This window comes from Streptomyces sp. NRRL F-4489, assembly GCF_001509485.1.
Lineage (GTDB): Bacteria > Actinomycetota > Actinomycetes > Streptomycetales > Streptomycetaceae > Streptomyces.
This window is the reverse complement of record NZ_LLZI01000180.1, coordinates 1-26,595: the sequence shown is the minus strand read 5'-3', so window position 1 is coordinate 26,595 and position 26,595 is coordinate 1. Positions and strand designations below refer to the sequence as shown.

22 protein-coding genes and 1 pseudogene are annotated in these 26,595 nt (G+C 74.4%); 11 read left to right on the top strand and 12 right to left on the bottom strand.

What is annotated here, in order from left to right:
- Positions 1–198 precede the first annotated feature (198 nt).
- Positions 199–684 (top strand): ATP-binding protein, encoded by a 486-nt coding sequence (locus ADL22_RS14695; protein ID WP_079064124.1) that lies wholly within the window; start codon positions 199–201, stop codon positions 682–684.
- A gap of 95 nt (positions 685–779) precedes the next feature.
- On the opposite strand, the gene ADL22_RS14690 is transcribed toward ADL22_RS14695, so the two are convergent.
- Complete coding sequence (locus ADL22_RS14690) at positions 780–1,898, bottom strand: DUF2637 domain-containing protein (RefSeq protein WP_066978412.1); 1,119 nt, start codon at positions 1,896–1,898, stop codon at positions 780–782.
- Positions 1,899–2,095: 197 nt separating this feature from the next.
- On the bottom strand, positions 2,096–2,944 hold the full coding sequence (locus ADL22_RS14685) for a (2Fe-2S)-binding protein (RefSeq protein WP_066978496.1): 849 nt from the start codon (positions 2,942–2,944) through the stop codon (positions 2,096–2,098).
- A gap of 197 nt (positions 2,945–3,141) precedes the next feature.
- Between ADL22_RS14685 and ADL22_RS14680 the strand changes: the two genes are divergently transcribed.
- Entirely contained in the window at positions 3,142–3,885 is a 744-nt protein-coding gene (locus ADL22_RS14680) for a GntR family transcriptional regulator (protein ID WP_066978408.1), read from the top strand.
- A gap of 27 nt (positions 3,886–3,912) precedes the next feature.
- Here ADL22_RS14680 and ADL22_RS14675 read toward each other — a convergent pair whose 3' ends face one another.
- From ADL22_RS14675 to ADL22_RS14665, 3 genes are all read right to left on the bottom strand, one after another.
- On the bottom strand, positions 3,913–4,782 hold the full coding sequence (locus ADL22_RS14675; protein ID WP_420711564.1) for a hypothetical protein: 870 nt from the start codon (positions 4,780–4,782) through the stop codon (positions 3,913–3,915).
- Positions 4,783–5,082: 300 nt separating this feature from the next.
- Positions 5,083–5,940, bottom strand: coding sequence for a hypothetical protein (locus tag ADL22_RS14670; RefSeq protein ID WP_234430702.1), 858 nt, complete (start codon positions 5,938–5,940; stop codon positions 5,083–5,085).
- A gap of 305 nt (positions 5,941–6,245) precedes the next feature.
- The gene (locus ADL22_RS14665; RefSeq protein ID WP_066978402.1) at positions 6,246–7,907 is read right to left on the bottom strand and encodes a PucR family transcriptional regulator; all 1,662 of its coding nucleotides are present in this window, start codon (positions 7,905–7,907) and stop codon (positions 6,246–6,248) included.
- A gap of 261 nt (positions 7,908–8,168) precedes the next feature.
- Here ADL22_RS14665 and ADL22_RS14660 point away from each other — a divergent pair, with 261 nt between their 5' ends.
- The 5 genes from ADL22_RS14660 to ADL22_RS14640 all read left to right on the top strand — a co-directional run bounded on the left by ADL22_RS14660 (position 8,169) and on the right by ADL22_RS14640 (position 14,988).
- Positions 8,169–9,071, top strand: coding sequence for an FAD binding domain-containing protein (locus tag ADL22_RS14660; protein WP_066978399.1), 903 nt, complete (start codon positions 8,169–8,171; stop codon positions 9,069–9,071).
- Positions 9,062–9,655 (top strand): (2Fe-2S)-binding protein, encoded by a 594-nt coding sequence (locus ADL22_RS14655; protein ID WP_066978396.1) that lies wholly within the window; start codon positions 9,062–9,064, stop codon positions 9,653–9,655. The genes ADL22_RS14660 and ADL22_RS14655 overlap by 10 nt, the downstream gene beginning before the upstream one ends.
- Position 9,656: 1 nt before the next feature.
- Positions 9,657–12,041 (top strand): xanthine dehydrogenase family protein molybdopterin-binding subunit, encoded by a 2,385-nt coding sequence (locus ADL22_RS14650; protein ID WP_066978393.1) that lies wholly within the window; start codon positions 9,657–9,659, stop codon positions 12,039–12,041.
- Between the two features lie 254 nt (positions 12,042–12,295).
- Complete coding sequence (locus ADL22_RS14645) at positions 12,296–13,759, top strand: NCS2 family permease (RefSeq protein WP_066978390.1); 1,464 nt, start codon at positions 12,296–12,298, stop codon at positions 13,757–13,759.
- 35 nt (positions 13,760–13,794) lie between these two features.
- Positions 13,795–14,988, top strand: a complete 1,194-nt coding sequence (locus tag ADL22_RS14640) for an XdhC family protein (RefSeq protein WP_066978387.1) — start codon at positions 13,795–13,797, stop codon at positions 14,986–14,988.
- A 188-nt stretch (positions 14,989–15,176) separates the two neighbouring features.
- On the opposite strand, the gene ADL22_RS14635 is transcribed toward ADL22_RS14640, so the two are convergent.
- Positions 15,177–15,749 carry a GNAT family N-acetyltransferase gene (locus tag ADL22_RS14635; RefSeq protein ID WP_066978384.1) on the bottom strand — a complete coding sequence of 191 codons (573 nt, stop codon included), beginning with the start codon at positions 15,747–15,749 and terminating at the stop codon, positions 15,177–15,179.
- A 118-nt stretch (positions 15,750–15,867) separates the two neighbouring features.
- Here ADL22_RS14635 and ADL22_RS14630 point away from each other — a divergent pair, with 118 nt between their 5' ends.
- The 4 genes from ADL22_RS14630 to ADL22_RS14615 all read left to right on the top strand — a co-directional run bounded on the left by ADL22_RS14630 (position 15,868) and on the right by ADL22_RS14615 (position 21,328).
- On the top strand, positions 15,868–16,812 hold the full coding sequence (locus ADL22_RS14630) for a LysR substrate-binding domain-containing protein (RefSeq protein ID WP_066978380.1): 945 nt from the start codon (positions 15,868–15,870) through the stop codon (positions 16,810–16,812).
- A 204-nt stretch (positions 16,813–17,016) separates the two neighbouring features.
- The gene (locus tag ADL22_RS14625; protein ID WP_066978377.1) at positions 17,017–18,558 is read left to right on the top strand and encodes an AMP-binding protein; all 1,542 of its coding nucleotides are present in this window, start codon (positions 17,017–17,019) and stop codon (positions 18,556–18,558) included.
- Between the two features lie 282 nt (positions 18,559–18,840).
- On the top strand, positions 18,841–20,529 hold the full coding sequence (locus tag ADL22_RS14620; RefSeq protein WP_066978374.1) for an AMP-binding protein: 1,689 nt from the start codon (positions 18,841–18,843) through the stop codon (positions 20,527–20,529).
- A gap of 121 nt (positions 20,530–20,650) precedes the next feature.
- Positions 20,651–21,328: a hypothetical protein gene (locus ADL22_RS14615; protein WP_066978372.1), complete on the top strand. Its 678-nt coding sequence runs from the start codon at positions 20,651–20,653 to the stop codon at positions 21,326–21,328.
- Between the two features lie 53 nt (positions 21,329–21,381).
- Here ADL22_RS14615 and ADL22_RS14610 read toward each other — a convergent pair whose 3' ends face one another.
- The 6 genes and pseudogenes from ADL22_RS14610 to ADL22_RS34765 form a co-directional block, all read right to left on the bottom strand.
- The gene (locus ADL22_RS14610) at positions 21,382–21,759 is read right to left on the bottom strand and encodes an MmcQ/YjbR family DNA-binding protein (protein ID WP_066978369.1); all 378 of its coding nucleotides are present in this window, start codon (positions 21,757–21,759) and stop codon (positions 21,382–21,384) included.
- A gap of 51 nt (positions 21,760–21,810) precedes the next feature.
- A complete protein-coding gene (locus ADL22_RS14605) occupies positions 21,811–22,335 on the bottom strand; it encodes a GNAT family N-acetyltransferase (RefSeq protein ID WP_066978366.1) in 525 nt (174 codons plus the stop codon).
- 53 nt (positions 22,336–22,388) lie between these two features.
- Positions 22,389–23,138 (bottom strand): hypothetical protein, encoded by a 750-nt coding sequence (locus ADL22_RS14600; protein ID WP_066978490.1) that lies wholly within the window; start codon positions 23,136–23,138, stop codon positions 22,389–22,391.
- 445 nt (positions 23,139–23,583) lie between these two features.
- Positions 23,584–25,041 (bottom strand): catalase, encoded by a 1,458-nt coding sequence (locus tag ADL22_RS14595; RefSeq protein ID WP_066978487.1) that lies wholly within the window; start codon positions 25,039–25,041, stop codon positions 23,584–23,586.
- Between the two features lie 223 nt (positions 25,042–25,264).
- Complete coding sequence (locus ADL22_RS14590; RefSeq protein WP_079064123.1) at positions 25,265–26,488, bottom strand: thiamine pyrophosphate-binding protein; 1,224 nt, start codon at positions 26,486–26,488, stop codon at positions 25,265–25,267.
- Positions 26,489–26,496: 8 nt separating this feature from the next.
- Positions 26,497–26,595 (bottom strand): annotated as a pseudogene (locus ADL22_RS34765) (2-hydroxy-3-oxopropionate reductase); the annotation flags it as partial.

Below are 26,595 nucleotides of genomic sequence, written 5' to 3'. Positions count from 1 at the left end.
CGGGAGCCCGGAACGGCCCTCCGGAGGCGTCCGGACCCTCCCGTCCCGGAGGAGCGGCGCAGACCGGCCCGGTAGCCGGGGCGGCGGGCGGAACGGCGGCCGGCGCCAAGCGGAAGCATGGGGGCGGGCCCGGTGGGAATGCTGACCGTGAGGCTGTTCGAGGCAGAGCGCTGGTGGTTCGTTGGGGGCGGGGGGAGCATGCGTCAGCCCGTGCGGTGCGAGGGACCGGACAGACGCCGGGAGGCGGACGAGGGGAGCGGGGGCCGGGCGGTCGCGGTGCGGGCGCCCGGGATACTGGAACGGAAGGTGCGGCAGGCCGATCGCAAGGCGGTCGGCGAAGTGCGCCGGGAGCTGCGGGAGTTATTGGACCGCTGGGCGCCGCCGGACGGCCGCGCACCGGCGGATCCCGAGGTCGCCGTGCTGCTGACCAGTGAACTGGTCACCAACGCCCTGCTGCACACCGAGGGCGGCGCGGTGGTCACCGCGCGGGTCACCGACCGGCTGCGGGTGGAGGTGCGGGACTTCGCCGCCCGCCGCCCCGAGCCGCGCGCCCCGTCCGCCGCCGGGACGTCCGGGCGCGGGCTGATGCTCGTCCGCGCCCTGGCCGACGACTGGGGCATCCGGCCCGAGGGCAACGGGAAATGCGTGTGGTTCGAGCTGGGCGGCGGAGGCGGACCGGCCTGACGCGGCGCCCGGGGATGGCGGGTGCGTAAGCCGGGGCGCCCCGGCTCGTCCGGCCCCTCCAGGCCGTCCGGCGGCCGCCCCGGTCCGCCCGGTGCTCAGCCGAACTGCCGCTCGATCGCGGCGAGTTTCTCCTCCAGCGAGTCCAGCCGGGGGAGCGTACGGGCGTCGTCCTCGCCGGGGAGGTCCGCCGCGGCGCGCCGCGCGGCCGCGTCGGGCTCGGCGCCGGCCACCGCCTTCAGGGCCGGCCGCGGCCGCTTGACCGGCTCGCCCGGCCGCGCCGGCGCCGGACCGTCCGCACCGGCGGCGTCCGGGCCGGGGAGCGCTCCGGGGAGCGGTCCGGCGTCCGGGCCGGCGGGCGGGAGCGCTTCCGCGGCCGCGGGGGCGCCCGCGGTGACCGCGACGCGGCGCCCGCCGCCCCGGCCCCACGCCCGGTGCTGCCGGTTGATGGCCTTGATGCGGGCCCGTTCGAGCTTGCCCTGCTCCCGGCGGCGCAGCCGGTTGCGGGCCTTCTCCCGCTTGTCCTCCCGGACCTCCTCCACCGCCTCGTCCAGCGTCCGTACGCCTTCCAGCAGCATCAGCGACCAGGCGGCGAAGGTCTCGCGGGGCGCCCGCAGCCAGCGCACGATCCGGATCTGCGGCAGCGGGCGCGGCACGAGGCCCTGCTCGCGCAGCGCCGCGCGGCGGGTCTGCTTCAGCGCCCGGTCGAAGAGGACCGCCGCCGACAGCGACATCCCGGCGAAGAACTGCGGCGCGCCCGCGTGGTCCAGGCCGCGCGGCGCGTGCACCCAGTTGAACCACGCGGCGGCGCCCGCGAACGTCCACACCAGCAGCCGGGAGCCGAGCGCCGCGTCGCCGTGGCTGGCCTCGCGCACCGCCAGGACGGAGCAGAACATCGCCGCGCCGTCCAGACCGAACGGCACCAGGTACTCCCAGCCGCCGGACAGGCCGAGGTTCTGCACGCCGAAGCCGACCAGGCCGTGGAAGGACAGCGCGGCGGCGACCGCGGCGCAGCAGAACAGCAGCACGTACGAGGCCGAGGCGAAGACCGCCTCCTTGCGGCGGCGGCGCTCCTCGCCGCGCTCCCAGGAGTCGTCGGCGGCGGTCCGCGCGCCGTTCCTCCGGCCGCGCAGCAGGACGAAGGCGGTGGCCATGATCCCGGCGATCACCAGCGCCGCCGGAATCAGCCAATTCAGCGATATATCGGTCATTCTCATTCCGGACCCCTTGCCTCGGGTTGCGGCGCTTTCGCCGCTGCGCGATTGCGCGCGCCATCCTGGCGGAACCGGTCAAGGCCGGTTGGGGGTTTCAGGCGAAGAGAACGCCAAGGGGTGCCGGGAGGGGCAGGGGGGCGGCCCGTTGCTCGAACTGCCTTGCGGATGTTGGCAGTTGTGTGCGACGCGAGGCCGCCGGGTCAGGAGGTCGCCGTGAGGCGGCTGATGCGCTCCGCGTCGCAGGTGCGCGGGCAGGTCACACAGGTGTCCTCGGGCCGCAGGGTGTAGTACATGCAGCAGCTGGCGCGGTCCCGGGTGGGCAGCGCGGTGCCGTCCGGCGCGGTCAGCTCGCGGAAGCCGGCGCCGGCCGGGAACGGCGCGGTGGCCCCCGGCAGCAGCCGGGCCAGCTCGGCGACCGCGCGCCGCTCCTCGCCCAGCAGGTGCCCGAGATACCACAGCCCCTCGGCGATCTCGTCGGACACCATCCCCCACAGCGCCCGCGGTCCGCGCCGCACCCGGGGGCGGAAGCCCTCCAGGACGGGCCCGAGGTGCCGGGCCACCGCCGCCCGGACCTCCGAGCGCAGCGCCGCCTCGTCCGGCACCACCCGGGCGCCCGGCAGCGCCGCCGCCGGATCGTCCGGAAGGCACCCGAACGAGGTCAGGCGGACCGCCATCCGGCCCAGTCCCCGGTGGAGGTGGACGTCCCCGGTGGAGAGATGCGGCACCCGGCGGTGCAGGAACCACGGGACGGTGATCAGCAGGCAGGCCGGCCAGGCGTAGCGGTGCAGCGCGAAGCTCGCGGCCACGTCCGGGCGGGCCGGCTGCCCGTACTCCCGCTCGATGCGGGCCGCCTCGTCGGCGAGGAAGCCGTCCAGCACCGCGCCGCCGGCGGCCAGGCCGGCCGCGGGCAGCCAGTCGCCGCCGGGCGGCGCCGCGTCCACGAGCGTGACCCGCAGACCGGGGAAGACCTCGGTCAGCCGGTCGTAGGCAGCGGCCGCGGGGTGCGCGGCGGGGCGGGCGACGGGCCCGGCGGCAACGGCAGAAGGCATGCGGGGGACCACCGAATCGCGAGCGTTGACAGGTAAGGCTTACCTTATCGGAGATCCCTACCCGCGCCCGCCGAGATGTGAACCGGTGCCCCGGGCGCTTATGGTGCTGGGGCCCGCCGCCCGGGTCCCGTTCCGTCCGCCCGGCCGGTGGGGCGCGGCGGCCGGCCCCCGCACAGCCGTCAGCAGGAGGAACCCACATGGAGCAGGGCACCGCGGAACCGCTGCCGCACCCCCGGCTGTGGCTGCCCGCCCAGGCCGCCGGCGCCGGCCGCGCCGAGCCGCCCGCCGGCGGTGGACCGGCCGCGCCCCGGCGGCCGCGCCGCCACTCGGTCCGCGGCCAGGTCCTGGACGCGCTGCGCCGGGCGCTGACCGCCGGGGAGCTGCTGCCCGGCGAGGTGTACTCGGCGCCCGTCCTGGCCGAGCGGTACGGCGTCTCGGCGACCCCGGTGCGCGAGGCGATGCAGCAGCTCGCCGGGGAGGGCGCGGTCGAGGTGGTGCCCAACCGCGGCTTCCGGGTGTGCGAGGGCAGCCCCCGGGACCTCGCGGAGCTGGCCGAGGTCCGCACCCTGCTGGAGGTGCCCGCGGTCGTGCGGCTGGCCCGGGCGGTGCCGCCGGAGCGCTGGGAGGAGCTGCGCCCGCTGGCCGAGGAGGGGGTGGCCGCGGCGGCCCGCGGCGACCTGGCGGGCTACGCCGACGCCGACCACGCCTTCCACCAGGCGCTGATGGCGCTCACCGGGAACCGCCGGCTCACCCAGGTCGCCGGTGAGCTGCTGCGCCGCGCGCAGTGGTCGGCGGGCGCCGGCGCCCGGCCGCGTACCGCCGAGCTGCTGGCCGACGCCTCCGAGCACACCGCGCTCCTCGACGCCCTGATCGCCCGCGAGGACGCGGTGGCGGAACGGATCGCCCGCGAGCACCTGTCGGCGGCCCGGCACCCGCACTGAGGACGCCGGTACGGAGGTTTCGCCCCTTCAGAGCGCCGGCAGCAGTTCCGCCAGCGGGAGGGCCGCGACGTCGGCGGCCGGGCGGGAGACGTACAGCTCGGCGTGGTAGAAGCCGTCGGCCTCCTTGCCGCCGACGGTCAGCCCCCGGGCCGCCAGCGCGTCCAGCGCGGCCCGCCGCTCGGCGTCGTCCGCGAACCGCCGCTGCCGGAACGTCCGGGTGGTCACCCGCTCGGTCACCAGCCCGGCGCGCGCCAGCACCTCGGAGATCGGCCGGTACGACACGGTGCGCAGTACGAACGCGGCGACCCAGGGCGGCGCCGCGACGCAGTCCACGAGGTGTCCGAAGGTGCGGGCGGTGATGTAGCCGACGCCGCCGGTGACGGTGATCAGCTCGGTGCCGGCCAGCTCCCGGCACAGCGCGGGGCCGGGCGCGGCCAGCTCGAGGTTCTCCGCGAAGCCGCGGTCGAGCAGGCCGGCCGCCTCGGCATAGCCCACCGCGTGCTCGGCGGCGTCGATGCCGGTCACCCGGGCCGCCCCGGGGAGGCGGCGGCCGGCGAAGTAGGCGCGGTCCGCACGGGCCAGCCGCTCGCCGGCCGCGGTGCCCGCGCCGCCCTGGGCGTAGCGGCGGTAGAGGTCGTCGAGGGTCACCCGGTGGTTGAGCAGCGCGGCGTTGACCCCGTAGGAGCAGCAGAGGTCCACGACGCGCAGCGGCGGCCGGTCGCCGCGCCGCCGCCGCAGGGCGTCGGCCAGCGCGCGGAACACCGCCTGGCCGTGGTGCGGGATCTGGTAGTCGAGGGGGTGCAGCGTGCTGAAGTACCGGCGCGGATCAGGGCAGTTGTAGATCGACTCGAAATGTGCCTTGCCCCAGTCGGTGCCGGTATGGGCCACTCCTGCCACGGTGGGCCTCCTCGGAAGGCGTGCCAAAGGGAGCTGGACGCGGACCAGCATCCAGGCCGCACCTGGCGGGCCGCAGTGCGACTTGTGGCCATTCTCGGGGCCGGTGGGGCGTGGCGCTACCGACCGGTCGGCGGCCCGGGGGCGGCGGCAGCCACCGCGGCCCGGCCGATCCGCCGCCCGCACCGCAAAGAACCGGCCAAACGGCGCGGGGCGTGGCATGGCCGAGGCCGGGGGGTTGACGCGCGGCGGAACGGCATCGTCCGGCCGCGGCGGGTGCCCGGAGGCTCGTCGCGGACCCGGCTACGACCGCTCCGGCTCCGGTGGCGGCGGCGGGAGCTGGGCCGCGAGCCAGGTGGGGACGCCGCCCATGAGCCGGAACAGCCGGGCGGCCTCGGTGCGCAGCCGCACCGCCTCGTCCTCGGGCGCGGCGTCGGCCAGCGCCGCCAGCGCCGGGGCGGTGCCGACCAGGAATCCCAGCTCCTCGCGGATCCGCAGGGACTCGGTGAAACCGTGCCGGGCCTCGGCCAACTCCCCGTCACGCAGGGCGAGTCCGGCCAGATGGCGCCAGGTGAAGGAGAGCAGTAACGCGTCGCCGCGGGCGGTGGCGCCGGCGTGCGCGCGGCGGTACGCGGCCCGGGCGGCGTCCGGGCTGTCGGCGAGGTGCTCGGCCAGCAGCCCGCGCCGGAAGTCCAGCAGCGGGCGGCCGGCCGCGTCCGGGGCGAGCAGCGCGGCGGCCCGGCCCAGCGCCGAGCGCGCCTCGTCGGCCCGGTCGCGGACGCCGAGCACGGTGGAGGTGTAGGCGAGCTGGCCCCGTTCGCAGGCGGCGGCGCCGCGCTCGTCGTCGTCGCCGGCCAGCGCCTCGGCGGCGCGCAGCGCGTCCTCGGCCTCGGCCCAGCCGCTCGCGGTGAACATGCAGCGCTCCACCAGGAGCGCGGCCCGGCGCAGCGCCGCGGACGCCCGCCGGGCGGCGTACGGCTCCAGCAGGGCGGCGGCGTCGAGCCAGCAGCCCCGGGAGCGCAGTCGCCACACCGCGCGGTCGAGGGGGTCGGCGGCCTCGGGGCCGGTCACCGGCGGCGGTGCGGCGGCCGGCCGCGGTGGCGGGACCGGAACCGCGTCCGCGGCGTTGATGGCATCCGCGGGATCCGCGGATCCTGGCATGGCGGTATCCGCCACAGTGCCCTCCCCGAGCGCGCCATTGAGACGGGAATGCAGGATGCTGTGCGCGCATCTCAGCACGAATCCCGCCGCCGGGCCAAGGGGGCGGGTGAAAGAATTCACAATCGCTCGGGGCGGCCGCGGTGGCCGGTATGCGGCGTTTCGGCCGAGGCGGCGCGGCCGTACGGCGGCGGGGCGGCACCGGCCCGCCGGCCCGTACCGCCCCGCACCCCCGGTCCGCTGCCGCCCGATCGTGGTACCCCGAACGGGCCAGACCCGGCGTCAGCTGACGCCACATCAGCCCGGCGTCACGACATCCGCAGCGCCAGGAAGAAGTCCAGCTTGTCCTCCAGCCGCGAGAGGTCCCGGCCGGTCAGCTGCTCGATCCGCCCGACGCGGTAGCGCAGGGTGTTGACGTGCAGGTGGAGGCGGGTGGCGCAGCGCGTCCAGGAGCCGTCGCAGTCCAGGAACGCCTCCAGCGTCGGGATCAGCTCGGCGCGGTGCCGGCGGTCGTAGTCGCGCAGCGGGTCCAGCAGGCGGGCGGTGAAGGCGCGCCGCACGTCGTCCGGGACGAACGGCAGCAGCAGCACGTGCGAGGCCAGCTCCTCGTGGCCGGCGGCGCAGACCCGGCCGGGGCGGGCGGCGGCGACCCGGCGGGCGTGCCGGGCCTCCTCCAGGGCGCCGCGCAGCCCCTCGGCGGAGTGCACCGAGGCGCTGACGCCGACCGTCAGCCGGCCGTCGTCGGCCAGTCCGCGGCCCAGCGGCTCGCGGATGGCCCGCAGCAGCTGGCCGGCGTGCAGGCCGTCCGCCGCGCCGGCGCCGTCCTCCGGGACGGCGGGCAGCGGCACCAGCGCCACCGCCTCGTCGCCGGTGTGCGCCACCGCGATCCGGTCCGACGGCTCCGGGCCGAACGTGCCGGGGTCGACCAGCACCTCCTCCAGCAGGCTCTGCGCCACCGGGCCGCCGGGCACGTCGCCGCCCTCCCACTCGACCCGCGCCACCACGATCTGCCAGTGCGGGGCGGCGCCCAGCCCGGGCAGCAGGACCGGCGCGGCCACCCGCAGGCGGGCGGCGATCTCGGCCGGCGGCGCGCCGGTCTGCACCAGCTCCAGGACCTCCTGGGCCAGCCGCCGGCGGACCGTGCGGGCGGCGTCCCGGCGGTCCCGTTCGACCGCGATCAGCTGGGTGACGCCGTGCAGCAGGTCCAGCCGCTCCTCGGGCCAGTCCCCGGCGTCCGCCTCGACCGCCAGCAGCCAGTCGCTGAGCAGCGTCTGCCGCAGGTCGCGGCCCTCGTGGCGGATCGGGAAGAGCGAGTACGTGGCGCCGGCCAGCGAGATCCGGTGCGGGCCGCGGCGGCCCGCGCGGGCGGCGGCCAGGTGCTCGCCGGCCAGCCGGGCGGCCAGCTCGGCGGGCAGTTCCGGGCCGGCGCCGGCCAGCGACGAGCCGGCGATCTGCCGGCCGGTGGGGGAGAGCACCCAGGCCCGCAGGTCCAGGTCGGAGCCGAGCAGGTCCAGGACGACCTCGGGGCCGCCGCCGGCCGGTCCGGACGTCATCAGGCGGCGGTGCCGGTCCACCACCGCGGCCAGGTCGCCGGCCCGCTCGCTGGAGACCTGCCGCACCACGTACTCGGTGATCGAGGCGAACGAGACCGTCTCGTCGACCGCGAAGAGCGGCAGCCGGTGCCGGACGCACGCCTGCACCAGGTCGTCCGGGATGGCGCCCAGCTCCGCCTCGCCGGCGCCCAGCCCGGCGACCCCGGCGCCGGCCAGGATGCGGACGAACCGCTCGGAGTCGTCCGGGTCCCGGCGCCAGGCCAGGCCGGTCAGGACCAGCTCGCCGCCGGAGAGGTAGCGGCTGGGGTCCCGCAGGTCGGTGGTCATCACGCCACGGACGGTGCGGTCCAGCTCCTCCTCGCCCCCGAGGAGCTTCAGGCCCAGAGTGTGTGTGTCCAGGAGTGCGCGGAGCCGCATGACCTCGCCCGCCGTTCTGTGCTGTCTCGTGTTGCCGGTGGAATGCCGCGAGGTTGTGATCCCTCGTCTTTCGTTCGAATCTACAAGACGGGCAGCGTGGCCAGCCAACCGCTTCATGGTTTCGGTGACTGCACCGGGTGGGTGCAGTGCGCGTTCACTAAGCCCAACCGCGTTAACAAGACATGAACGACTCCCCGGTGACGAGGGCCGAAGGTCCCGCCGGGAGCAGCGAACGACCCCATTTCGTAGAAGAGGCCAACCATGGACTTCCTTCGCCCCGCCAGCTGGGAGGAGGCGCTCGCCGCCAAGGCAGAGCACCCTACCGCTGTGCCCATCGCGGGCGGTACGGACGTGATGGTCGAGATCAACTTCGACCACCGCCGCCCGGAGTACCTGCTCGACCTGAACCGGATCGGCGACCTGTACGAGTGGGAGGCCGGGGAGAAGACCGTCCGTCTGGGTGCCTCCGTTTCGTACACCAAGATCATGGAGAACCTCCGGGCCGAGCTGCCGGGCCTGGCCCTGGCCTCGCACACCGTCGCCTCCCCGCAGATCCGCAACCGCGGCGGCGTCGGGGGCAACCTCGGCACCGCCTCCCCCGCCGGTGACGCCCACCCGGCGCTGCTGGCCTCCGGCTGCGAGGTCGAGGTGGAGTCCGCCGAGCGCGGTGTCCGCATGATCCCGATCGACGAGTTCTACGTCGGCGTCAAGCGCAACGCGCTCGCCGCCGACGAGCTGATCCGCGCCGTGCACCTGCCCAAGGCCGACGGGCCGCAGCAGTTCTCCAAGGTCGGCACCCGCAACGCGATGGTGATCGCGGTGTGCGCCTTCGGTATCGCGCTGCACCCCGAGACCCGCACGGTCCGCACCGGCATCGGATCGGCCGCGCCCACACCCGTTCGGGCCAAGGAGGCGGAGACGTTTCTGGCCGCGGCGCTGGAGGACGGCGGCTTCTGGGAGTCCGGCAAGCCGATCCCGCCGTCCGTCGCCAAGCAGTTCGCGCAGCTGGCGTCCGGCGCCTGCAACCCGATCGACGATGTGCGCGGCAGCGCCAAGTACCGCCGGCACGCCGTGGGCATCATGGCGCGCCGCACCCTCGGCTGGACCTGGGAGTCCTACCGCGGCAACGCCCATGGCACCAAGGGAGGCGCACAGTGCGCGTGAATTTCACCGTCAACGGCCGCAAGCAGGAGGCCGACGACGTCTGGGAAGGCGAGAGCCTGCTGTACGTGCTCCGCGAGCGGCTCGGCCTGCCGGGCTCGAAGAACGCCTGTGAGCAGGGCGAATGCGGATCGTGCACGGTCCGTCTGGACGGTGTGCCGGTCTGCTCCTGCCTGGTCGCGGCCGGTCAGGTCGAGGGCCGCGAGGTGGTGACCGTCGAGGGCCTGGCCGACTTCGCCAAGCAGCGCTCCGAGGGCTGCGCGTCCGGCGCCTGCGGCACCGAGCTGAACAAGGCCCAGCAGTGGGAGGCCAAGCCCGCCGACTCGCGGACCGGCGAGGGCTCCGACCTCTCCCCGATCCAGCAGGCGTTCATCGACGCCGGCGCCGTGCAGTGCGGTTTCTGCACCCCGGGGCTGCTGGTCGCCGCCGACGAACTGCTGGAGCGCAACACCTCCCCGAGCGACGCGGACATCCGGGAGGCCCTGTCGGGCAACCTCTGCCGCTGCACGGGTTACGAGAAGATCCTCGACGCGGTACGGCTCGCGGCCGCCCGCGGCGAGACCGAGACCGCAGGAACGGGGGTCTGACATGGCCGGCGTCACCCGTACACCCACCAACCTGACCCAGGGCAGCAAGACCAAGGGCGGAATCGGCGAATCCACGCTGCGCCCCGACGGCACCCTGAAGGTCACCGGCGAATTCGCCTACTCCTCGGACCTGTGGCACGAGGACATGCTGTGGGGCTTCACGCTCCGCTCCACCGAGGCGCACGCCGAGATCGTCTCCATCGACACCTCCGAGGCCCTGGCCCAGCCCGGCGTCTACGCCGTCCTCACCTACGAGGACCTGCCGACCGACGTGAAGAACTACGGTCTGGAGATCGAGGACACCCCGGTCCTGGCGCACGGCAAGGTCCGGCACCACGGCGAGCCGGTGGCCATCGTGGCCGCCGACCACCCGGAGACCGCGCGCCGCGCCGCCGCCAAGATCAAGATCGACTACAGGCAGCTGCCGCTGGTCACCGACGAGGCGAGCGCGCTCGCCGCGGACGCGCCGCTGATCCACGAGAACCGCGACGACCACCACATCGGCCACGTCCCGCACCCGAACATCGTGCACCGCCAGCCGATCATCCGCGGCAATGTCGCGGAGGCCCGCAAGCGCGCCGATGTCATCGTCGAGGGCGAGTACACCTTCGGCATGCAGGACCAGGCGTTCCTCGGCCCGGAGTCCGGTCTCGCGGTGCCGGCCGAGGACGGCGGCGTGGACCTCTACGTCGCCACCCAGTGGCTGCACTCGGACCTGCGCCAGATCGCCCCGGTGCTCGGCCTGCCCGAGGAGAAGGTCCGGATGACGCTCTCCGGCGTCGGCGGCGCCTTCGGCGGCCGCGAGGACATCTCGATGCAGATCCACGCCTGCCTGCTGGCGCTGCACACCGGCAAGCCGGTCAAGATCGTCTACAACCGGTTCGAGTCCTTCTTCGGCCACGTCCACCGCCACCCGGCGAAGCTCTACTACGAGCACGGCGCCACCAAGGACGGCAAGCTCACCCACCTCAAGTGCCGGATCGTGCTGGACGGCGGCGCCTACGCCTCCGCCTCCCCGGCCGTCGTCGGCAACGCCTCCTCGCTGTCCGTGGGCCCGTACGTGGTCGACGACGTGGAGATCGAGGCGCTGGCCCTCTACACCAACAACCCGCCCTGCGGCGCCATGCGCGGCTTCGGCGCGGTCCAGGCGTGCTTCGCGTACGAGGCGCAGATGGACAAGCTGGCCGATAAGCTCGGGATGGACCGGGTCGAGTTCCGGCAGCTCAACGCCATGGAGCAGGGCACGCTCATGCCGACCGGCCAGCGGGTCGACTCGCCGGCCCCGGTCGCCGAACTGCTGCGCCGCATCAAGGCGATGCCGCTGCCGCCCGAGCGCCAGTGGGAGTCCAGCGAGGGCGCCGACGTCCGCCAGCTGCCCGGCGGCCTGTCCAACACCACGCACGGCGAGGGCGTCGTCCGCGGTGTCGGCTACGCCGTCGGCATCAAGAACGTCGGCTTCTCCGAGGGCTTCGACGACTACTCCACCGCCAAGGTGCGCATGGAGGTCATCGGCGGCGAGCCGGTCGCCACCGTGCACACCGCGATGGCGGAGGTCGGCCAGGGCGGCGTCACCGTCCACGCGCAGATCGCCCGCACCGAGCTGGGCGTCACGCAGGTCACCATCCACCCGGCCGACACCCAGGTCGGCTCGGCCGGCTCCACGTCCGCCTCCCGCCAGACCTACGTCACCGGCGGCGCCGTGAAGAACGCCTGCGAGCTGGTGCGCGAGAAGGTCCTGGAGATCGGCCGCCGCAAGATGGGCACCTTCCACCCGGCGTGGGCCACCGCCGAACTCCTCCTGGAGGGCGGCAAGGTCGTCACCGACGGCGGCGAGGTCCTGGCGAACCTGGCCGACGTGCTGGAGGGCGAGGTCGTCGAGGTCGAGGCGGAGTGGCGCCACCGGCCCACCGTCGCCTTCGACCTCAAGACCGGCCAGGGCGACGGCCACGTCCAGTACTCCTTCGCCGCGCACCGCGCGGTGGTCGAGGTGGACACCGAGCTGGGCCTGGTCAAGGTCATCGAACTGGCCTGCGCCCAGGACGTCGGCAAGGCGCTCAACCCGCTCTCCGTCGTCGGCCAGATCCAGGGCGGCACCACGCAGGGCCTGGGCGTGGCGGTGATGGAGGAGATCATCGTCGACCCCAAGACCGCGAAGGTGCGCAACCCCTCCTTCACGGACTACCTCATCCCCACCATCCTCGACACCCCGACCATCCCGGTCGACGTGCTCGAACTCGCCGATGAGCACGCCCCCTACGGCCTGCGCGGTATCGGTGAGGCTCCCACCCTGTCGTCCACCCCGGCCGTCCTCGCGGCGATCCGGAACGCGACCGGGCTGGAGCTCAACAAGACTCCGGTACGGCCCGAGCACCTGACGGGTACGTAACGGAGCCGCCTGGGGGCCACCCTCCCCAGGCCCCCAAGCCTCCGGGCGGCGCGGTACCAGGGGTGTCCCTGTCCGTCCTCCTGCGCGCGCCGCCCGGAGCCCTCCCCGCAACACCCCCGGACTGACCTGCTACAACACTCCGCGCAGGCAGTATCACGTTCGTCTCGGGCCGTCCCCCGGGTCGTGCAGCCGAAGATCCATCCCAAATCTCGCCGCCGGCGAGTGCCCCTATGAACCTTGGGAGTTAAGGCACCATGACCCAGCAGTCCACCGAGCCGAGGACCACGGCGGAAGACGCGGGTGACGGCTCACGCCAGCCCGCCGGCCGATCCTGGCTCGACCGGTACTTCCACATATCCGACAGAGGGTCCACCATCGCGCGGGAAACCCGCGGCGGCATCACCACCTTCATGGCGATGTGTTACATCCTGCTCCTCAACCCCGTGATCCTGGGGTCGGTGCAGGACGTGCAGAAGAACACCCTCGAACACACCGCCCTGGTCACCGCCACCGCCCTGGGTGCGGCGATCTGCACCCTGCTGATGGGCTTCGTCGGCAAGGTACCGCTGGCCCTGGCGGCCGGCCTGAACGTCTCCGCCGCGCTGACCACCCAGGTGGTCCCGCACATGACCTGGCCGCAGGCCATGGGCATGTGCGTGATGTACGGCGTCGTGATCTGCCTCCTGGTCGTCACCGGTCTGCGCGAGATGGTCATGAACGCCATCCCGCTGGCCCTGAAGCACGCGATCACCATGGGCATCGGCATGTTCGTCGCCCTGCTCGGCCTGGTGAAGGCCGGCTTCGTGGGCGTCGGCAAGCCGGGCAGCCCGGTCACCCTGGGCATCGACGGCAAGCTGGCCGGCTGGCCGGTGCTCTTCTTCTGCATCACCCTGCTGCTGATCTTCATGCTGCAGGCCCGCAAGATCCCCGGCGCCATCCTCATCGGCATCGTGGTCGGCTCCGCGCTCTCCATCGGCGCCACCAAGTTCGGCGGGCTGACCGCCAAGGACTGGGGCGGCTCGGCCCCGACCATGGACGGCAGCGCCGTCTCCATGCCGGACTTCGGACTCTTCGGACACGTCGAATTCGGCGGCTGGGGATCCATCGGCGCACTCAGCGTCACCATGATCGTCTTCACCCTGGTGCTGGCCGGCTTCTTCGACGCCATGGCCACCATCATCGGTGTCGGCACCGAGGCCAAGCTCGCCGACGACAAGGGCCGCATGCCGGGCCTGTCCAAGGCGCTGTTCGTGGACGGCGCCGGCGGCGCCATCGGCGGCCTGACCGGCGGTTCCGGCCAGACCGTCTTCATCGAGTCGGCCAGCGGCGTCGGCGAGGGCGCCCGCACCGGCCTGTCGTCCGTCGTCACCGGCCTGCTCTTCGCGGCCTGCCTCTTCTTCACGCCGGTCACCCAGCTCGTGCCCGGCCAGGTCGCCGCCGCCGCGCTGGTCGTCATCGGGTCGATGATGATGAGTGTCGCGGGGCACGTCGACTGGAGCGACCGGGCGACCTCGATCCCGGTGTTCCTCACCGTGGCCTTGATGCCGTTCACCTACCAGATCACCACCGGTGTCGGCGCCGGCGTCATCGCCTACACCGCCATCAAGGCGGCCCAGGGCAAGTGGCGTGAGATCGGTGCCTTCATGTGGGTGCTGACCGGAATATTCCTCGTCTACTTCTCGCTCCATCCGATCGAGCAGTGGCTGGGCGTCAGGTAACGCCCACGCCCGTTCCCGTCCGTAAGGAGACCGACATGCTGGACATCGCCGACGAGCTCAACCGGTGGATGGAGCAGGGACGCACGTTCGCGGTGGCCACGGTCGTCGCCACCAACGGCAGCGCCCCGCGCCAGCCCGGCGCCGCGCTCGCCGTCGACAGCGACGGCACGGCGATCGGGTCGGTCTCCGGAGGCTGCGTGGAGGGCGCGGTCTACGAACTGTGCCAGGAGGCCATGGAAACCGGCCGTCCGGTCCTGGAACGGTTCGGCTACAGCGATGAGGACGCCTTCGCCGTGGGTCTGACCTGCGGCGGAATCATCGACATCGTGATCACCCCGGTACGGGCGAGCGCCCCCGGGACCGCGGCCGGCAGCGGTACCGCGGGGAATCCGGTGGACAGCAGCACCGCGACGCTCGCCGCCGCGCTGGCCGCCGCCGCCTCGGGGGAGGCGGCGGCGGTCGCGCGGATCATCGAAGGGCCGGACGAACTCCTCGGCCGCGCCCTCCTCGTCCGCCCCGACGGCAGCCACACCGGCAGCCTGGGCGGCCACCCCGCGCTGGACCGCACCGCGGTCGAGCACACCCGGGCCCTGCTGGACGCCGGGCGCACCACCACGGTCGAGATCGGCGCGGACGGCTCCCAGTGCGGCAGCCCGGTCGTCCTCCTGGTGGAGTCCTCGGTCCCGGCGCCCCGCATGATCGTCTTCGGGGCGATCGACTTCGCCTCCGCGCTGGTCCGGGTCGGCAAGTTCCTCGGCTACCGCGTCACGGTCTGCGACGCCCGCCCCGTCTTCGCCACCCGCACCCGCTTCCCGGACGCCGACGAGATCGTCGTCGACTGGCCGCACCGCTACCTCGACTCCCAGGAGCTGGACTCCCGCGCGGTGCTCTGCGTCCTGACCCACGACGCCAAATTCGACATCCCGCTGCTGGAGCGGGCACTGCGGCTCCCGGTCGCCTACATCGGCGCGATGGGCTCCCGCCGCACCCACCTCGACCGCCAGCAGCGGCTGCGCGACGCCGGCCTCACCGAGATCGAGCTGAACCGCCTGCGCTCGCCCATAGGACTGGACCTCGGCGCCCGGACGCCCGAGGAGACCGCGCTGTCCATCGCCGCCGAGATCGTCGCCAACCGCCGCGGCGGCACCGGCGCCCCGCTGACCGGCGCGCACACCCCCATCCACCACGACGCCCCGCGGACGGTGGGCCGGATCGGAGAGGTTGCCTGACGCTACGTCAAGTGTGCGCGGGGCGGCCGCCGTCGGACCGGCCGCCGTCCGCGCGGAAGACCTGCGGGACCGGCGTACCTGACGCCGCCGGCCCCGCGGGACGGCGGAGTCCGGTCCGCCGGGGCACGGGCGCGGAGCCATGTGGGGGCCGCGCCCGTGCCGTTTCCCTTTCCCGGCCTGACGACCCATCAACTGCCGCTGGAACGGCCGTCGTTGCCCCCCGGCCGCAGCGCCGCCATCAGCAGTACGTCATGCCACGCCCCGTCCCACCGCAGCGCCTCCCGCTGCCGGCCCTCCACCGCGAAACCGCACCGCTCGTACGCCCGCCGGGCCCGCTCGTTGAACGCGAAGACCTCCAGCTGGACGCGGTGCAGCCCGACCCGCTCGAAGGCGTACCCGAGCAGCAGCCGGACCGCCTCGGAGCCCAGACCGCGCCCGCGGGCGGCGGGGGAGAGGGCGATCCGGAAAGCGCCGTGCGCGTTGTCCGGGTCGATCCGGCTGAGCGCCAGATCGCCGAGGTAGCCGCCGGTCGCGCGGTCCTCGACGGCCAGATCCAGCCGATCGGGGCGCTCGGCGCATTCGGCGATCCAGGCGTCGATCTCGGGCCGCGTCCAGTCGTGGTGGGTGCCGGTCAGGCGCCTGGTCTCCGGGTCCTGGAACGTCGCGTGGAAGGCCCCGGCGTGCCGTGCGGCGAGCGGCACCAGCCGGATCCGGCCGCCTTCCAGGACCGGCTTCTCGCGGAGCGCGCGGGCATCGATCATGGGGTGATGATGTCCGCCTCGCGTCCCGGCGGGCAAGGGAATTGACCAGGGGGCGGCCGTCGTTGGAGCCGGTGCGGTACGGGCCGGAGGTCCGAGGGGGCCGGGGGGAGTGACGGATGTGGAGCTGCGTCAGGTGCGCGCTTTCGTGGTGGTCGCGGAGGACGGGGAGCTGGGGCGGGCCGCCCAGCGGCTGGGCCTCGTACGGTCGGCGGTCGGCGGGCAGATCCGGCGGCTGGAGCGGGAGCTGCGCACCGAGCTGTTCGACCGCTCGGTGCCCGGGGCGCGGCTGACCGCCGCCGGGGAGGCGTTCCTACCGGCGGCCCGGGCGCTGCTGGCCGCCGAGGAGCGGGCCCGCGCGGTCGTCGCGCACCGCCCCGCGGCCGGTCCGGCGCCCGGCCCGGACCGCACGCTGCGGCTGGGCACCAGCCCCGGCCTGGCCGGGCATCTGGACCGCGTGCTGGCCGCGCTCGCCCGGCTCGCGCCCCGGCTCGCCGTCGATCCGGTCACCGCACCGGCCCGGGAGCGGCCCGGCCTGGTCGCGGCCGGCGCGCTGGACGCCGCGTTCGCCCGCTGCCACGACCCGGGCCCCGGGCGGAACGGCCTGCGCCAGGTCCCGCTCTGGCAGGACCCGCTGGTCGCCGCCGTCCCGGCCCGGCATCCGCTCGCCGCCGCGCCCGGCGCGGTCAGCCTCGGCGAACTGGCCGGCGTCCCGCTGCTGCTGCCCGACCGCGACGACAACCCGCCGCTGGTCGACCTGGTCCTGGCCGCCTGCCGCGCCGCCGGTTTCGCACCCCTGCCCGGGCCCCGGCAGCCGACGCTGGACGCGACCCTCGCCGCGGTCGGCGCGGGGACCGCCACCGACGGGCGGTGGACCGTCGTCTACGACGCCTACGCCCGCCGGCTGCCCGCGCCCGGTGTGGTGTATCTGCCGTTCCGCGGACCCGGGATGGAGCTGACGACGTGCCTGCTGGTGCGCCGGGCCGATCCGCCGCCGGGCGTGGACGCGCTGCTGCGGGCCTGCGCGGCGGCGGGCGCGAGCGGCGCCCCGGCGGTCTGCCGCTGATCCCGGACGTACGGGAACGGCTCCTCGCCGGTCCGAGGGCGGCCGGCCGTTTGACCGGCCCGCTCGGTGGGCAGTCACCGCGATCACCGGGCAGCGTGCTCACCGGGCACCGCGATCGCGGGGCAGCGCGCCGGTCCGGCGGTGCGATCGCGATCCCGGCGCGGTCGTGCGGCGGCGGATCCATCCGAGCACAGGAGAGAGAGCATGCGGACACCGATGACCATCGCGGACTTCCTCAACCGGGCCGAACTGGGCTTCCGGGACAGCCCCGGGGTGGTCGACGAGCCGCACCAGCCCGCCCCGCCGGTGCCCGACGCCACCTACGGCCGCTTCGCCGAGCGCGTCCGCGCCTGGCAGGCCGGTCTGGACGCGCTCGGCGTCGGGGAGGGCGAGCGGGTCGCGGTGGCCGCGCACAACTCCGCCCGCCTGCTGGAGCTGCTGTTCGCGGTGCCGATGAGCGGCCGGATCTGCGTCCCGGTCAACTTCCGCCTCAAGCCCGACGAGGTGGACTACATCGTCCGGCAGAGCGGCGCCTCGGTCCTGCTCGTCGACCCCGAGCTGGACGGCGCGCTCTCCGGCGTCACCGCCCGCCACCGCTTCGTCCTCGGCGAGCGGACCGACAAGGAGCTGATGCGCTTCGACACCGAACCGCGCCCCTGGTCCCGGCCGGACGAGGACGCCACCGCCACCATCAACTACACCTCCGGCACCACCGCCCGCCCCAAGGGCGTCCAGCTCACCCACCGCAACATCTGGGTCAACGGCCTGACCTTCGGCCTGCACACCCGCGTCTGGGAGGGCGACGTCTACCTCCACACCCTGCCGATGTTCCACTGCAACGGCTGGGGCATGCCGTACGTGATGGCGGGCCTGGGCGTGAAGCAGGTGGCGCTGCGCAAGGTCGACGGCACCGAGATCCTGCGCCGCGTCGAGGAGCACGGCGTCACCCTGATGTGCGGCGCCCCGGCGGTGTGGAACATGGTCCTGGACGCGGCCGCCGACTGGTCCGGCGAGATCCCGGGCCGCGACCGGGTCCGCGTGATCTGCGCCGGCGCCCCGCCGCCGACCCGCACCATCCAGCGCGTCGAGGAGGAGCTGGGCTGGGAGTTCACCCAGCTCTACGGCCTGACCGAGACCTCCCCGCTGCTCACCTTCAACCGCGCCCGGCCCGCCGACGCCGCCCTGCCCGCCGCCGAACGGGCCCGCAAACTCTCCCGCGCCGGCGTCCCGGCCCTCGGCGTCACCCTGCGGATCTCCGACGCCGGCGAGGTCCTGGCCCGTTCCAACACCGTGCTGGAGGGCTACTGGGACAAGCCCGAGGAGACCGCCGCCGCGCTGGCGGACGGCTGGTTCCACACCGGCGACGGCGGCACCCTGGACCCGGCCGACGGGACGCTGACCATCTCCGACCGCAAGAAGGACGTGATCATCACCGGCGGGGAGAACGTCTCCTCCATCGAGGTGGAGGACGCCCTCTTCAGCCACCCGGCCGTCGCCGAGGTCGCGGTGATCGGCGTCCCGGACGAGAAGTGGGGCGAGACCATCAAGGCCCTGGTCGTGCTCGCCGAGGGCGCCACCGCCGGCGAGGCCGAGCTCATCGCCCACTGCAAGGCGCGGCTGGCCGGCTACAAGGCCCCCACCTCCGTGGAGTTCCGCGACTCCATCCCGCGCACCGCCACCGGCAAGATCCAGAAGTTCCGGCTCCGCGAACCGTACTGGGCGGGTCTGGACCGCGGCGTCAACTGACCCGCCCCGCCCCCGCCGACGCGGCGAAACTTCCTTCGCCAGGGGAAAGCACAGGCGAGCCGGGGGTGGTCCGGGCCCGCCCGCCGCCATGCTGGAGCGGACCCGTACCGGTTGCCCGCGGAGTGGCACGTCCGCTCCGTGGGCAGCTGTGCGGATGCAGTACGCAAGGGCCGAAGCGGCTGAATCGGGCTGGTAGGGAGCAGCTGATGCACGCATGGGTGGAGACGCCGGGGGCCGTACTCCCCGGGCAGGGCGGATCGTTCGCGGGAGGAGACGCAGGCGTTGACCGGTAAGCCGCACACCGAGCTGTCGTACGCGAGCGGGGTGGCCGACCGGCCGCTGCTCGGCCGCACCATCGGCGCCGACCTGGCCCGCACCATCGCCCGCTGCGGCGACCGCGAGGCGCTGGTCGACGTGGCCGCCGGCCGCCGCTGGACCTACGCCGAACTGGGCCGCGCGGTGGACGAGGTGGCCCTCGGCCTGCTCGCCAAGGGCGTCGGCAAGGGCGACCGGGTCGGCATCTGGGCGCCCAACTGCGCCGAGTGGGTGCTCGTCCAGTACGCCACCGCGAAGATCGGCGCGATCCTGGTCAACGTCAATCCGGCCTACCGCGTCCACGAGCTGGCCTACGTCCTGAAGCAGGCCGGGGTGGCGGTGCTGGTCTCCGCGGTCGCCCACCGCTCCAGCGACTACCGCCGGATGATCGAGCAGGTGCGGGCCGACTGCCCGGCCCTGCGCGATGTGGTCTACCTCGGCGACCCGACGTGGGGCGGGCTGCTGGCGGCCGGCGCGGCCGTACCGCAGACCCGGCTCGCCGAGTGCGAGCGGACGCTGACCGCCGACGACCCGGTCAACATCCAGTACACCTCCGGCACCACCGGCTTCCCCAAGGGCGCCACCCTCTCCCACCACAACATCCTCAACAACGGCTACTGGGTCGCCGAGACCCTCGGCTACACCGAGCACGACCGGGTGTGCCTGCCGGTGCCCTTCTACCACTGCTTCGGCATGGTGATGGGCAATCTCGGCATCACCTCGCACGGCGGCTGCATCGTCATCCCGGCCCCCGCCTTCGACCCGGCCGCCACCCTCCGCGCCGTCCAGGACGAGCGCTGCACCGCGCTCTACGGCGTGCCGACGATGTTCATCGCCGAGCTGGACCTCCCGGACTTCGCCGCCTACGACCTGTCCACACTGCGCACCGGCATCATGGCCGGCTCGCCGTGCCCGGAGGAGGTGATGAAGCGGGTGATGTCGCAGATGCACATGACGGAGGTGGCCATCTGCTACGGCATGACCGAGACCTCGCCGGTCTCCACCCAGACCCGCCGGGACGACGACCTGGAGCACCGCACCGCCACCGTCGGCCGGGTGCTGCCGCACATCGAGGTCAAGGTCGTCGATCCGCAGACCGGCGTGACCGTCCCGCGCGGCACCCCGGGCGAGCTGTGCACCCGCGGCTACAGCGTGATGCTCGGCTACTGGGAGGACCCCGAGCGCACCGCCGAGGTCATCGACCGGGCCCGCTGGATGCACACCGGCGACCTCGCGGTGATGAACGGCGACGGCTACGTCCGGATCGTCGGCCGCATCAAGGACATGATCATCCGGGGCGGGGAGAACGTCTACCCGCGCGAGATCGAGGAGTTCCTCTACTCCCACCCCAAGATCGCCGATGTGCAGGTGGTGGGCGTCCCGGACGAGAAGTACGGCGAGGAGATCGCCGCCTGCGTCATCCTGCGCGACCCCGAGGCCACCCTCACCCGCGACGAGCTGGCCCGCTACTGCCGCTCCCGGCTCGCGCACTACAAGGTGCCCCGCTATCTGGAGATCACCGACGCCTTCCCGATGACCGTCAGCGGCAAGGTGCGCAAGGTCGAACTCCGCGAACGGCTCGCCGCGAAACTGCGCGGTCCGGCGCGGCAGGCCGACTCGGGGGCCGCCGCCGGGCCCGCGCGGACCGGCCGATAGGGTCCCCACCTGGCCCGTTCCCGGATTCCGGGAGCGGGCTGAAAGGCCGTCAACCAGGCCGAAAACCAAGGCCGTTCACCAGGCGGGTATTCCGCGGGATTCCCGTCAAGAGGGGACATTCATGACCCGTATCGCACGTTGGGCGACCACTGCCGCCGCCGTGGCCGCCGCCCTGGGGAGCTTCGCCGCCCCCGCCTACGCCGACGTCGTCCAGCCCGGCACCCCGGACGGTCCGACCCGCGAGGTGCTCACCGCCGGCTGCGCGAGCGGCGAGGACGCGGCCACCGTCGCGCCGACCGTGGTCGACGCCGACAGCGCCGCCCGCTTCTACCGCTGCGACCCGGTCACCCACCGGGTGGCGGCCCAGGAGGGCCACGCGACCTGCGCGCCCGGCGGGCTCTTCGACTGGAGCCGCGGCCTGTGCGAACCGGCCGCCGAGGTGCCCGAGATGGCGACCCGGCTGACCGCCGGCAAGGCCACCCTGTCCACCAAGCCGCTGAAGGTCATCGGGCTGCACGCCACCCTGATGCGGGCCCGCGCCGCCGGCCCGCAGGACGCGGTCTGGAACGCCACCGTCACCTTCAAGGACACCGCCGGCAAGGTGCTGTGCGTGGCCCGGACCGACACCGCCGGCCGGGCCTCCTGCGACGCCGGCCGGCCGCGCTCCGGCGTCGAGGTGCTCAGCGGCGGCTACACCGCCGAGTACGCCGGCAACGGCGCGGTCAACGGCGGCTACGACACGCTCGCCCCGGCCACCGCGCGGGGCGGCATCCGCGCCGTCCTCCCGCCCGCGGCCTGATCCGGCGCCTGGCCGCCGCCGCCCGGAGTCGTCCGGTGCCCGGCCGGCGGCGGTCAGGCCCGCTCGCCCGGCCAGTCCAGGCGGAGCCGCTGGCTGCGCGGCAGCGAGGCGACGACGAGGTCGTAGGAGTCCTCGACCAGCTCCCGCACCAGCCGGTCGGGCAGCGCGCCGGCCAGCGAAACGGTGTTCCAGTGCCGCTTGTTGAGGTGGTAGCCGGGCACCACCTCGGGGTGCTCGGCCCGCAGCCGGAGCGCGGTCTCCGGGTCGCATTTGAGGCTGACGGTCAGCGGGTCCGCGTCCAGCGGCGCCAGCGCGAAGATCTTGCCGCCGACCTTGAACGTCGAGATCTCCGGGGCCCGGGGGAAGGGGTTCTCCTCGGTGGCCCCGTTGAACTCCAGGCAGAGGGCGCGCAGCGCGTTCGCATCGATCACCGGGCCATTATGGCCGGACGGTCTGACAACTGACGGAGCGTCAGGCATGGGTCAGGCGGCCCCGCCCGTCGCCGCCTCCCGCCGCATGCAGAGCCGCGGCCAGCGGTCCAGGCCCAGCTCCGCCTCGTGCGCGCGGATCGCCCGCAGGCCCGGTGTCAGCTCCGCGGCGGCCAGCCGCCGGAAGCCGAGCCGGGCGTAGTAGGGGGCGTTCCAGGGGACGTCGGCGAAGGTGGTCAGGGTCAGCGCGGGCAGGCCGCTGTCCCGTCCGGCCCGGTCGATCAGCGCCCGCCCGACGCCCCGCCGGGCCCGGTCCGGGTGGACGGAGACCTGCTCGATGTGGGCGCAGCCGTCGACCGGGTCCCACAGCAGATAGCCGGCCGGGGCCTCGCCGGGGCGCCCGGTGTCGTAGGCGGCGAGCAGCCGGCCCGCGCGCAGATAGCCCGCGAGCAGGTCGAGCGGCGGCGGTTCGTCGTCGGCGACCGCCGCCATGCCGAGCGCGCGGAACGCCTCCCCGGCGGCGCGCTCCAGGGCGCGCAGGGCGGGCAGTCCGGCGGGGTCGGGGGCGCGCAGCAGCATGCGGCCAGTGTGGCCGCCGGGGGCCGCCGGGGGCGAAGGGTTTTCCCGGCGGCTCAGCCCGGCCGGTCCGCGCCGAAGGCGATCAGCTCGTCGGCCGCGTCGTTGACCGGCTGCGGGGTGCCGGTGAGGTCCATGACGAACAGCGGGACGTGCAGCGCGTCGGCCCGCTCCCGGGCGTCGCGGGCGTAGCCGGCCAGCGAGAAGAAGACCGCGACCGCGGAGTCCGCCAGGCCGTTGAGCCAGACGCACTCGATGTCGCGGACGGCGCTGGCCCGGGTCGACGGATCCACCTGGGCCACCACGCCCGTACCGCGCAGATCGACCCCGGCGGCGCTGCGCTCCTGGGTGCGGGCCACATCGCCGAAGCCCAGCCACTTCAGATACTGCGCGGCGGCGGTGACGCAGTCCCGGGCGGTGCGGATGGTCACCGGGTGGAACACCGGCCGCTGCGGCGGCGGCCCGGCGGCCGGCCGGGTGCGCGGCGCCGTGCGGGCCGGGCCGGCGGCGGGCGCGGGCGGTTCGGGCGCGGGCGGCGCCGGCGGGAGCGGGGCGACCGGTACCCGGACGACCGTGCCGCAGGCGCAGCCGGCCTCCGGCGCCGGCCAGGCGTCCTGCCGGCCGCAGACCGCGCACCGGACCTCCACCCAGGACGCCTCCCAGGTGCGGTGCAGTATCTCCACCGGCACCCCGCCGCGCAGCACCGGCAGGGTCAGCGGGGCGCCGCAGGCGCACGGGAAGGTCGGCGGGGTGAAGGCGTTCTCGCGGCGGCACGTAGGGCACCGCACCGGCACGCTGTCGGCCATGGTGGGCTCCAGGCAGGTCGGGCAGGCGCTCGGTCCGGCCTGCTTGCCCTCCATGGTCCCTCCAAAAGCCGCCGCCCGGGGCCGGATTCGCGCCGACGGTGGCGGTCGGCGCGGGTTCCGGACCCGGGCGGCGGCACAGGGCCCGCGACGTCGTGACCGTACGAGTCGCGGGCCCTGTGGGTGGTTCCCGTCCGACAGTGCGAGAGATGGGCGCGACGGGACATCGCACCGCCGGACGGAGTCGGTGGGAGGGGTTGCGAGGGTGGAACGGGGCAGCAGGCGGGCTCCGCGGCGGGGAAGCGGCCCGTCCACCTTGTCGGGCGGGCCTGCCACCGCACTGGAATCTCCCCGGACGTGCCGCGGAGCTCCGCGCTACCTTCCCGTACCGGCCGACCACCCCTCAACGGGCCGGCCGGTACGGGTGCGCAAGGAAGCTGACCTCCCGTCAGTCCTCGCGCAGCTCGCGGACGCGCGCCTCGACGCGCTTGCCGTAGTCCGGGTCGGCGGCGTGGAAGTGGGCGAGGTTCTTCTCGATCACGTCGTCGCGGCTGACCTGGGACAGACCGCCGGCGATGTTCTCCACCAGGCGCTGCTTCTCGTCCTCGGACATCAGGCGGTACAGCTCACCGGCCTGGAAGAAGTCGTCGTCCTTGGTGTGCGCCGGGGCCGCGTGGGTGCCGACGTGGCCGGAGACGGCCAGCGGCGCGGACAGCGGCTGGCCGGTCTCGACCGGGCCGCCGTAGGAGTTCGGCTCGTAGTTCTTCGCGTGCCGGTCGTAGGCGTTGGACGCCATGAAACCGTCCCGGCCGTAGTTGTTGGCCTGGGTCGCCTTGGGGGCGTTGACGGCCAGCTGGGTGTGGTTGACGCCCAGGCGGTAGCGGTGCGCGTCGGCGTAGGCGAAGAGCCGGCCCTGGAGCATCTTGTCCGGGGACGGGCCGATGCCGGGCACGAAGTTGTTCGGCGAGAACGCGGCCTGCTCGACCTCGGCGAAGACGTTGTCGGGGTTGCGGTCCAGGACCATCCGGCCGACCCGCTGCAGCGGGTAGTCGGCGTGCGGCCACACCTTGGTCAGGTCGAACGGGTTGAAGCGGTAGTTCGCCGCCTCGGCCGCCGGCATGATCTGCACGTAGAGGGTCCAGGAGGGGTACACGCCCCGCTCGATGGACTGCAGCAGGTCGGTCTGGTGGCTGTTGGCGTCCTTGCCGACCAGCTCCTGGGCCTGCTCGGTGGAGAGCGAGCGGACGCCCTGGTTCGTCTTGAAGTGGTACTTGACGAAGAACGCCTCGCCCTCGGCGTTGGTCCACTGGTAGGTGTGGGAGCCGTAGCCGTTCATGTGGCGGTAGGAGGCCGGGATGCCGCGGTCGCCCATGAGCCAGGTGACCTGGTGGGTGGCCTCGGGGGCGTGGGCCCAGAAGTCCCAGACGTTGTCCGGCTCCTGCTTGCCGGTGAACGGGTCGCGCTTCTGCGAGTGGATGAAGTCGGGGAACTTCAGCGGGTCCTTGATGAAGAAGACCGGGGTGTTGTTGCCGACGAGGTCGTAGTTGCCCTCCTCGGTGTAGAACTTCACCGCGAAACCGCGCGGGTCCCGCACGGCGTCCGCGCCACCGAGGCTGTCGGCCACGGTCGAGAAGCGGATGAACAGCTCGGTCCGCTTGCCGACGGTGTTCAGGAAGTCGGCCCGGGTGAAGGCGGTGACGTCGTCGGTCACCTCGAAGTAGCCGTACGCACCGGAGCCGCGGGCGTGCACGACGCGCTCCGGGATGCGCTCGCGGTTGAAGCGCGCGAGCTTCTCCAGCAGGTGCTGGTCCTGGAGAATGATCGGGCCGCCGACGCCGGCGGTGGCGGAGTTCTGGTTGTCGGCGACGGGGGCGCCTGCCTCCGTAGTGAGAGTGCGCGCCGTCAGCGTGGGCTTCGACATGGTGACCTTCCGTACGAGAGCGCGGAAGTTGGCTTCCGCATGTCGGAGCGTAGAAAGCGCTCCGACCAAACGTCAACAGTTTGTTGAAACAAACCTGGGTGGGTATTCCGGGCGGTGGCCGCGCCTGGGCGCGACAGGACAGGTGTCAGCGCGACCACCGCCCGGAAGCTTGTTTCCGCACGGGTCCCGGGGACCCCGCGCGGGGCCGTCAGGTCCCGTACGCGCGGGCGAGCACCCGAGCTCCCGGCAGACCCCCGCGGGCGTCCGCCGCCCGCGCGGCGCGGACCTCGACGAGGACCGGCCGCCGGGTCGAGACGGCTTCCTTGCGGGCCCACTCGACCGCCGAGCGGAACTCCGCCGGATCGCGCACGTCCCGGCCCGCGCAGCCGTACGCCTCGGCGAGCTTCACCGGCGAGGTGAACGGATCGGCCTCCTCGGGGGCCCCGAGCAGCACGATCACGAACGGCACCGCGTACTCGGCCGCGGCGGCCAGTTCCCCGGCCGTCAGCGGGAAGCCGCGGGCCTCGACCACCACGACGACCTCGGCCGCCCGCTCGCCGCGGGCGTCCAGTGCGGTCCGCACCCCGATCGCGGTCGGCACCTCCCACCCCGGCGGTCCGCCGCGGCGCGGCACCCGGTGCCGGCCCGCGGTCCCGGCGGCGGCCGCCTCCGGCAGTCCGCTGACGACATAGGTGTCCGCGGCCGGCCGGGCCGCGAAGACCTCGGCGAGCTCCGCCAGGGCCCAGGGGGCCGGGGCCTCGGGGACCTCGGGCGCCGCCCGGTCCGGCGGGAGGGCCAGCGTCACCACCGCTCCCGGCGCCGGCGACCGGACGCCGTCCACCAGGGCCGGACCGGCACCGGGAGCGGGTGGGGCGGCCGGCACAGGACCGCATACGATCTCCGCCGCGGCCAGATCGGCCGGTACGTCGATCAGTACGGGCCCGGGCCGGCCCTCCCGCGCGATCCGGAACGCCTCACGGAAAGCGCCCGGGATCCGCGCGGGATCCTCGATCCGCTCGGCACGCTTGGTGACCGGGCCGGCCAGCCGGACCAGGTCCGGCGGCCGGTGGCCGGCGTGCCGCAGCGGTACGGCGGGGGCGGCGGCCGGCGGGGACGCCGGCCGGCCGGTGACGCACACCAGCGGGACGGCGTCCTGCTGGGCGGCGGCCAGCCCGGTGAGCAGCCGGACCGCTCCGGGCCCGGCCGCCACCGCGGCCACGCCGGCCTTCCCGGTCGTCCGGGCCCAGCCGTCGGCCATGTGCACGGCGGCCTCTTCATGGCCCGCGGACAGGTGGGCGAGGCCACCGGTCCGCTCCATCGCCGCGTACAGCGGGAGCAGCGCGGCACCGGGGCATCCGAAGACGGTGCCGGCACCTTCGTCCCGCATGATCTCAACGGCCGCCTGCGCGGCGGGAATCCGACGTGCCCCCATGGTGGGTCTCAGCCCTTGAGGTCGTATCCGGAGAGGCGCTCGACGCCGCGGAGGAGGGCGGAGTGGTCCAGGCCGCCGTCGCCCTGCGCCCGCAGCGAGGCCACCAG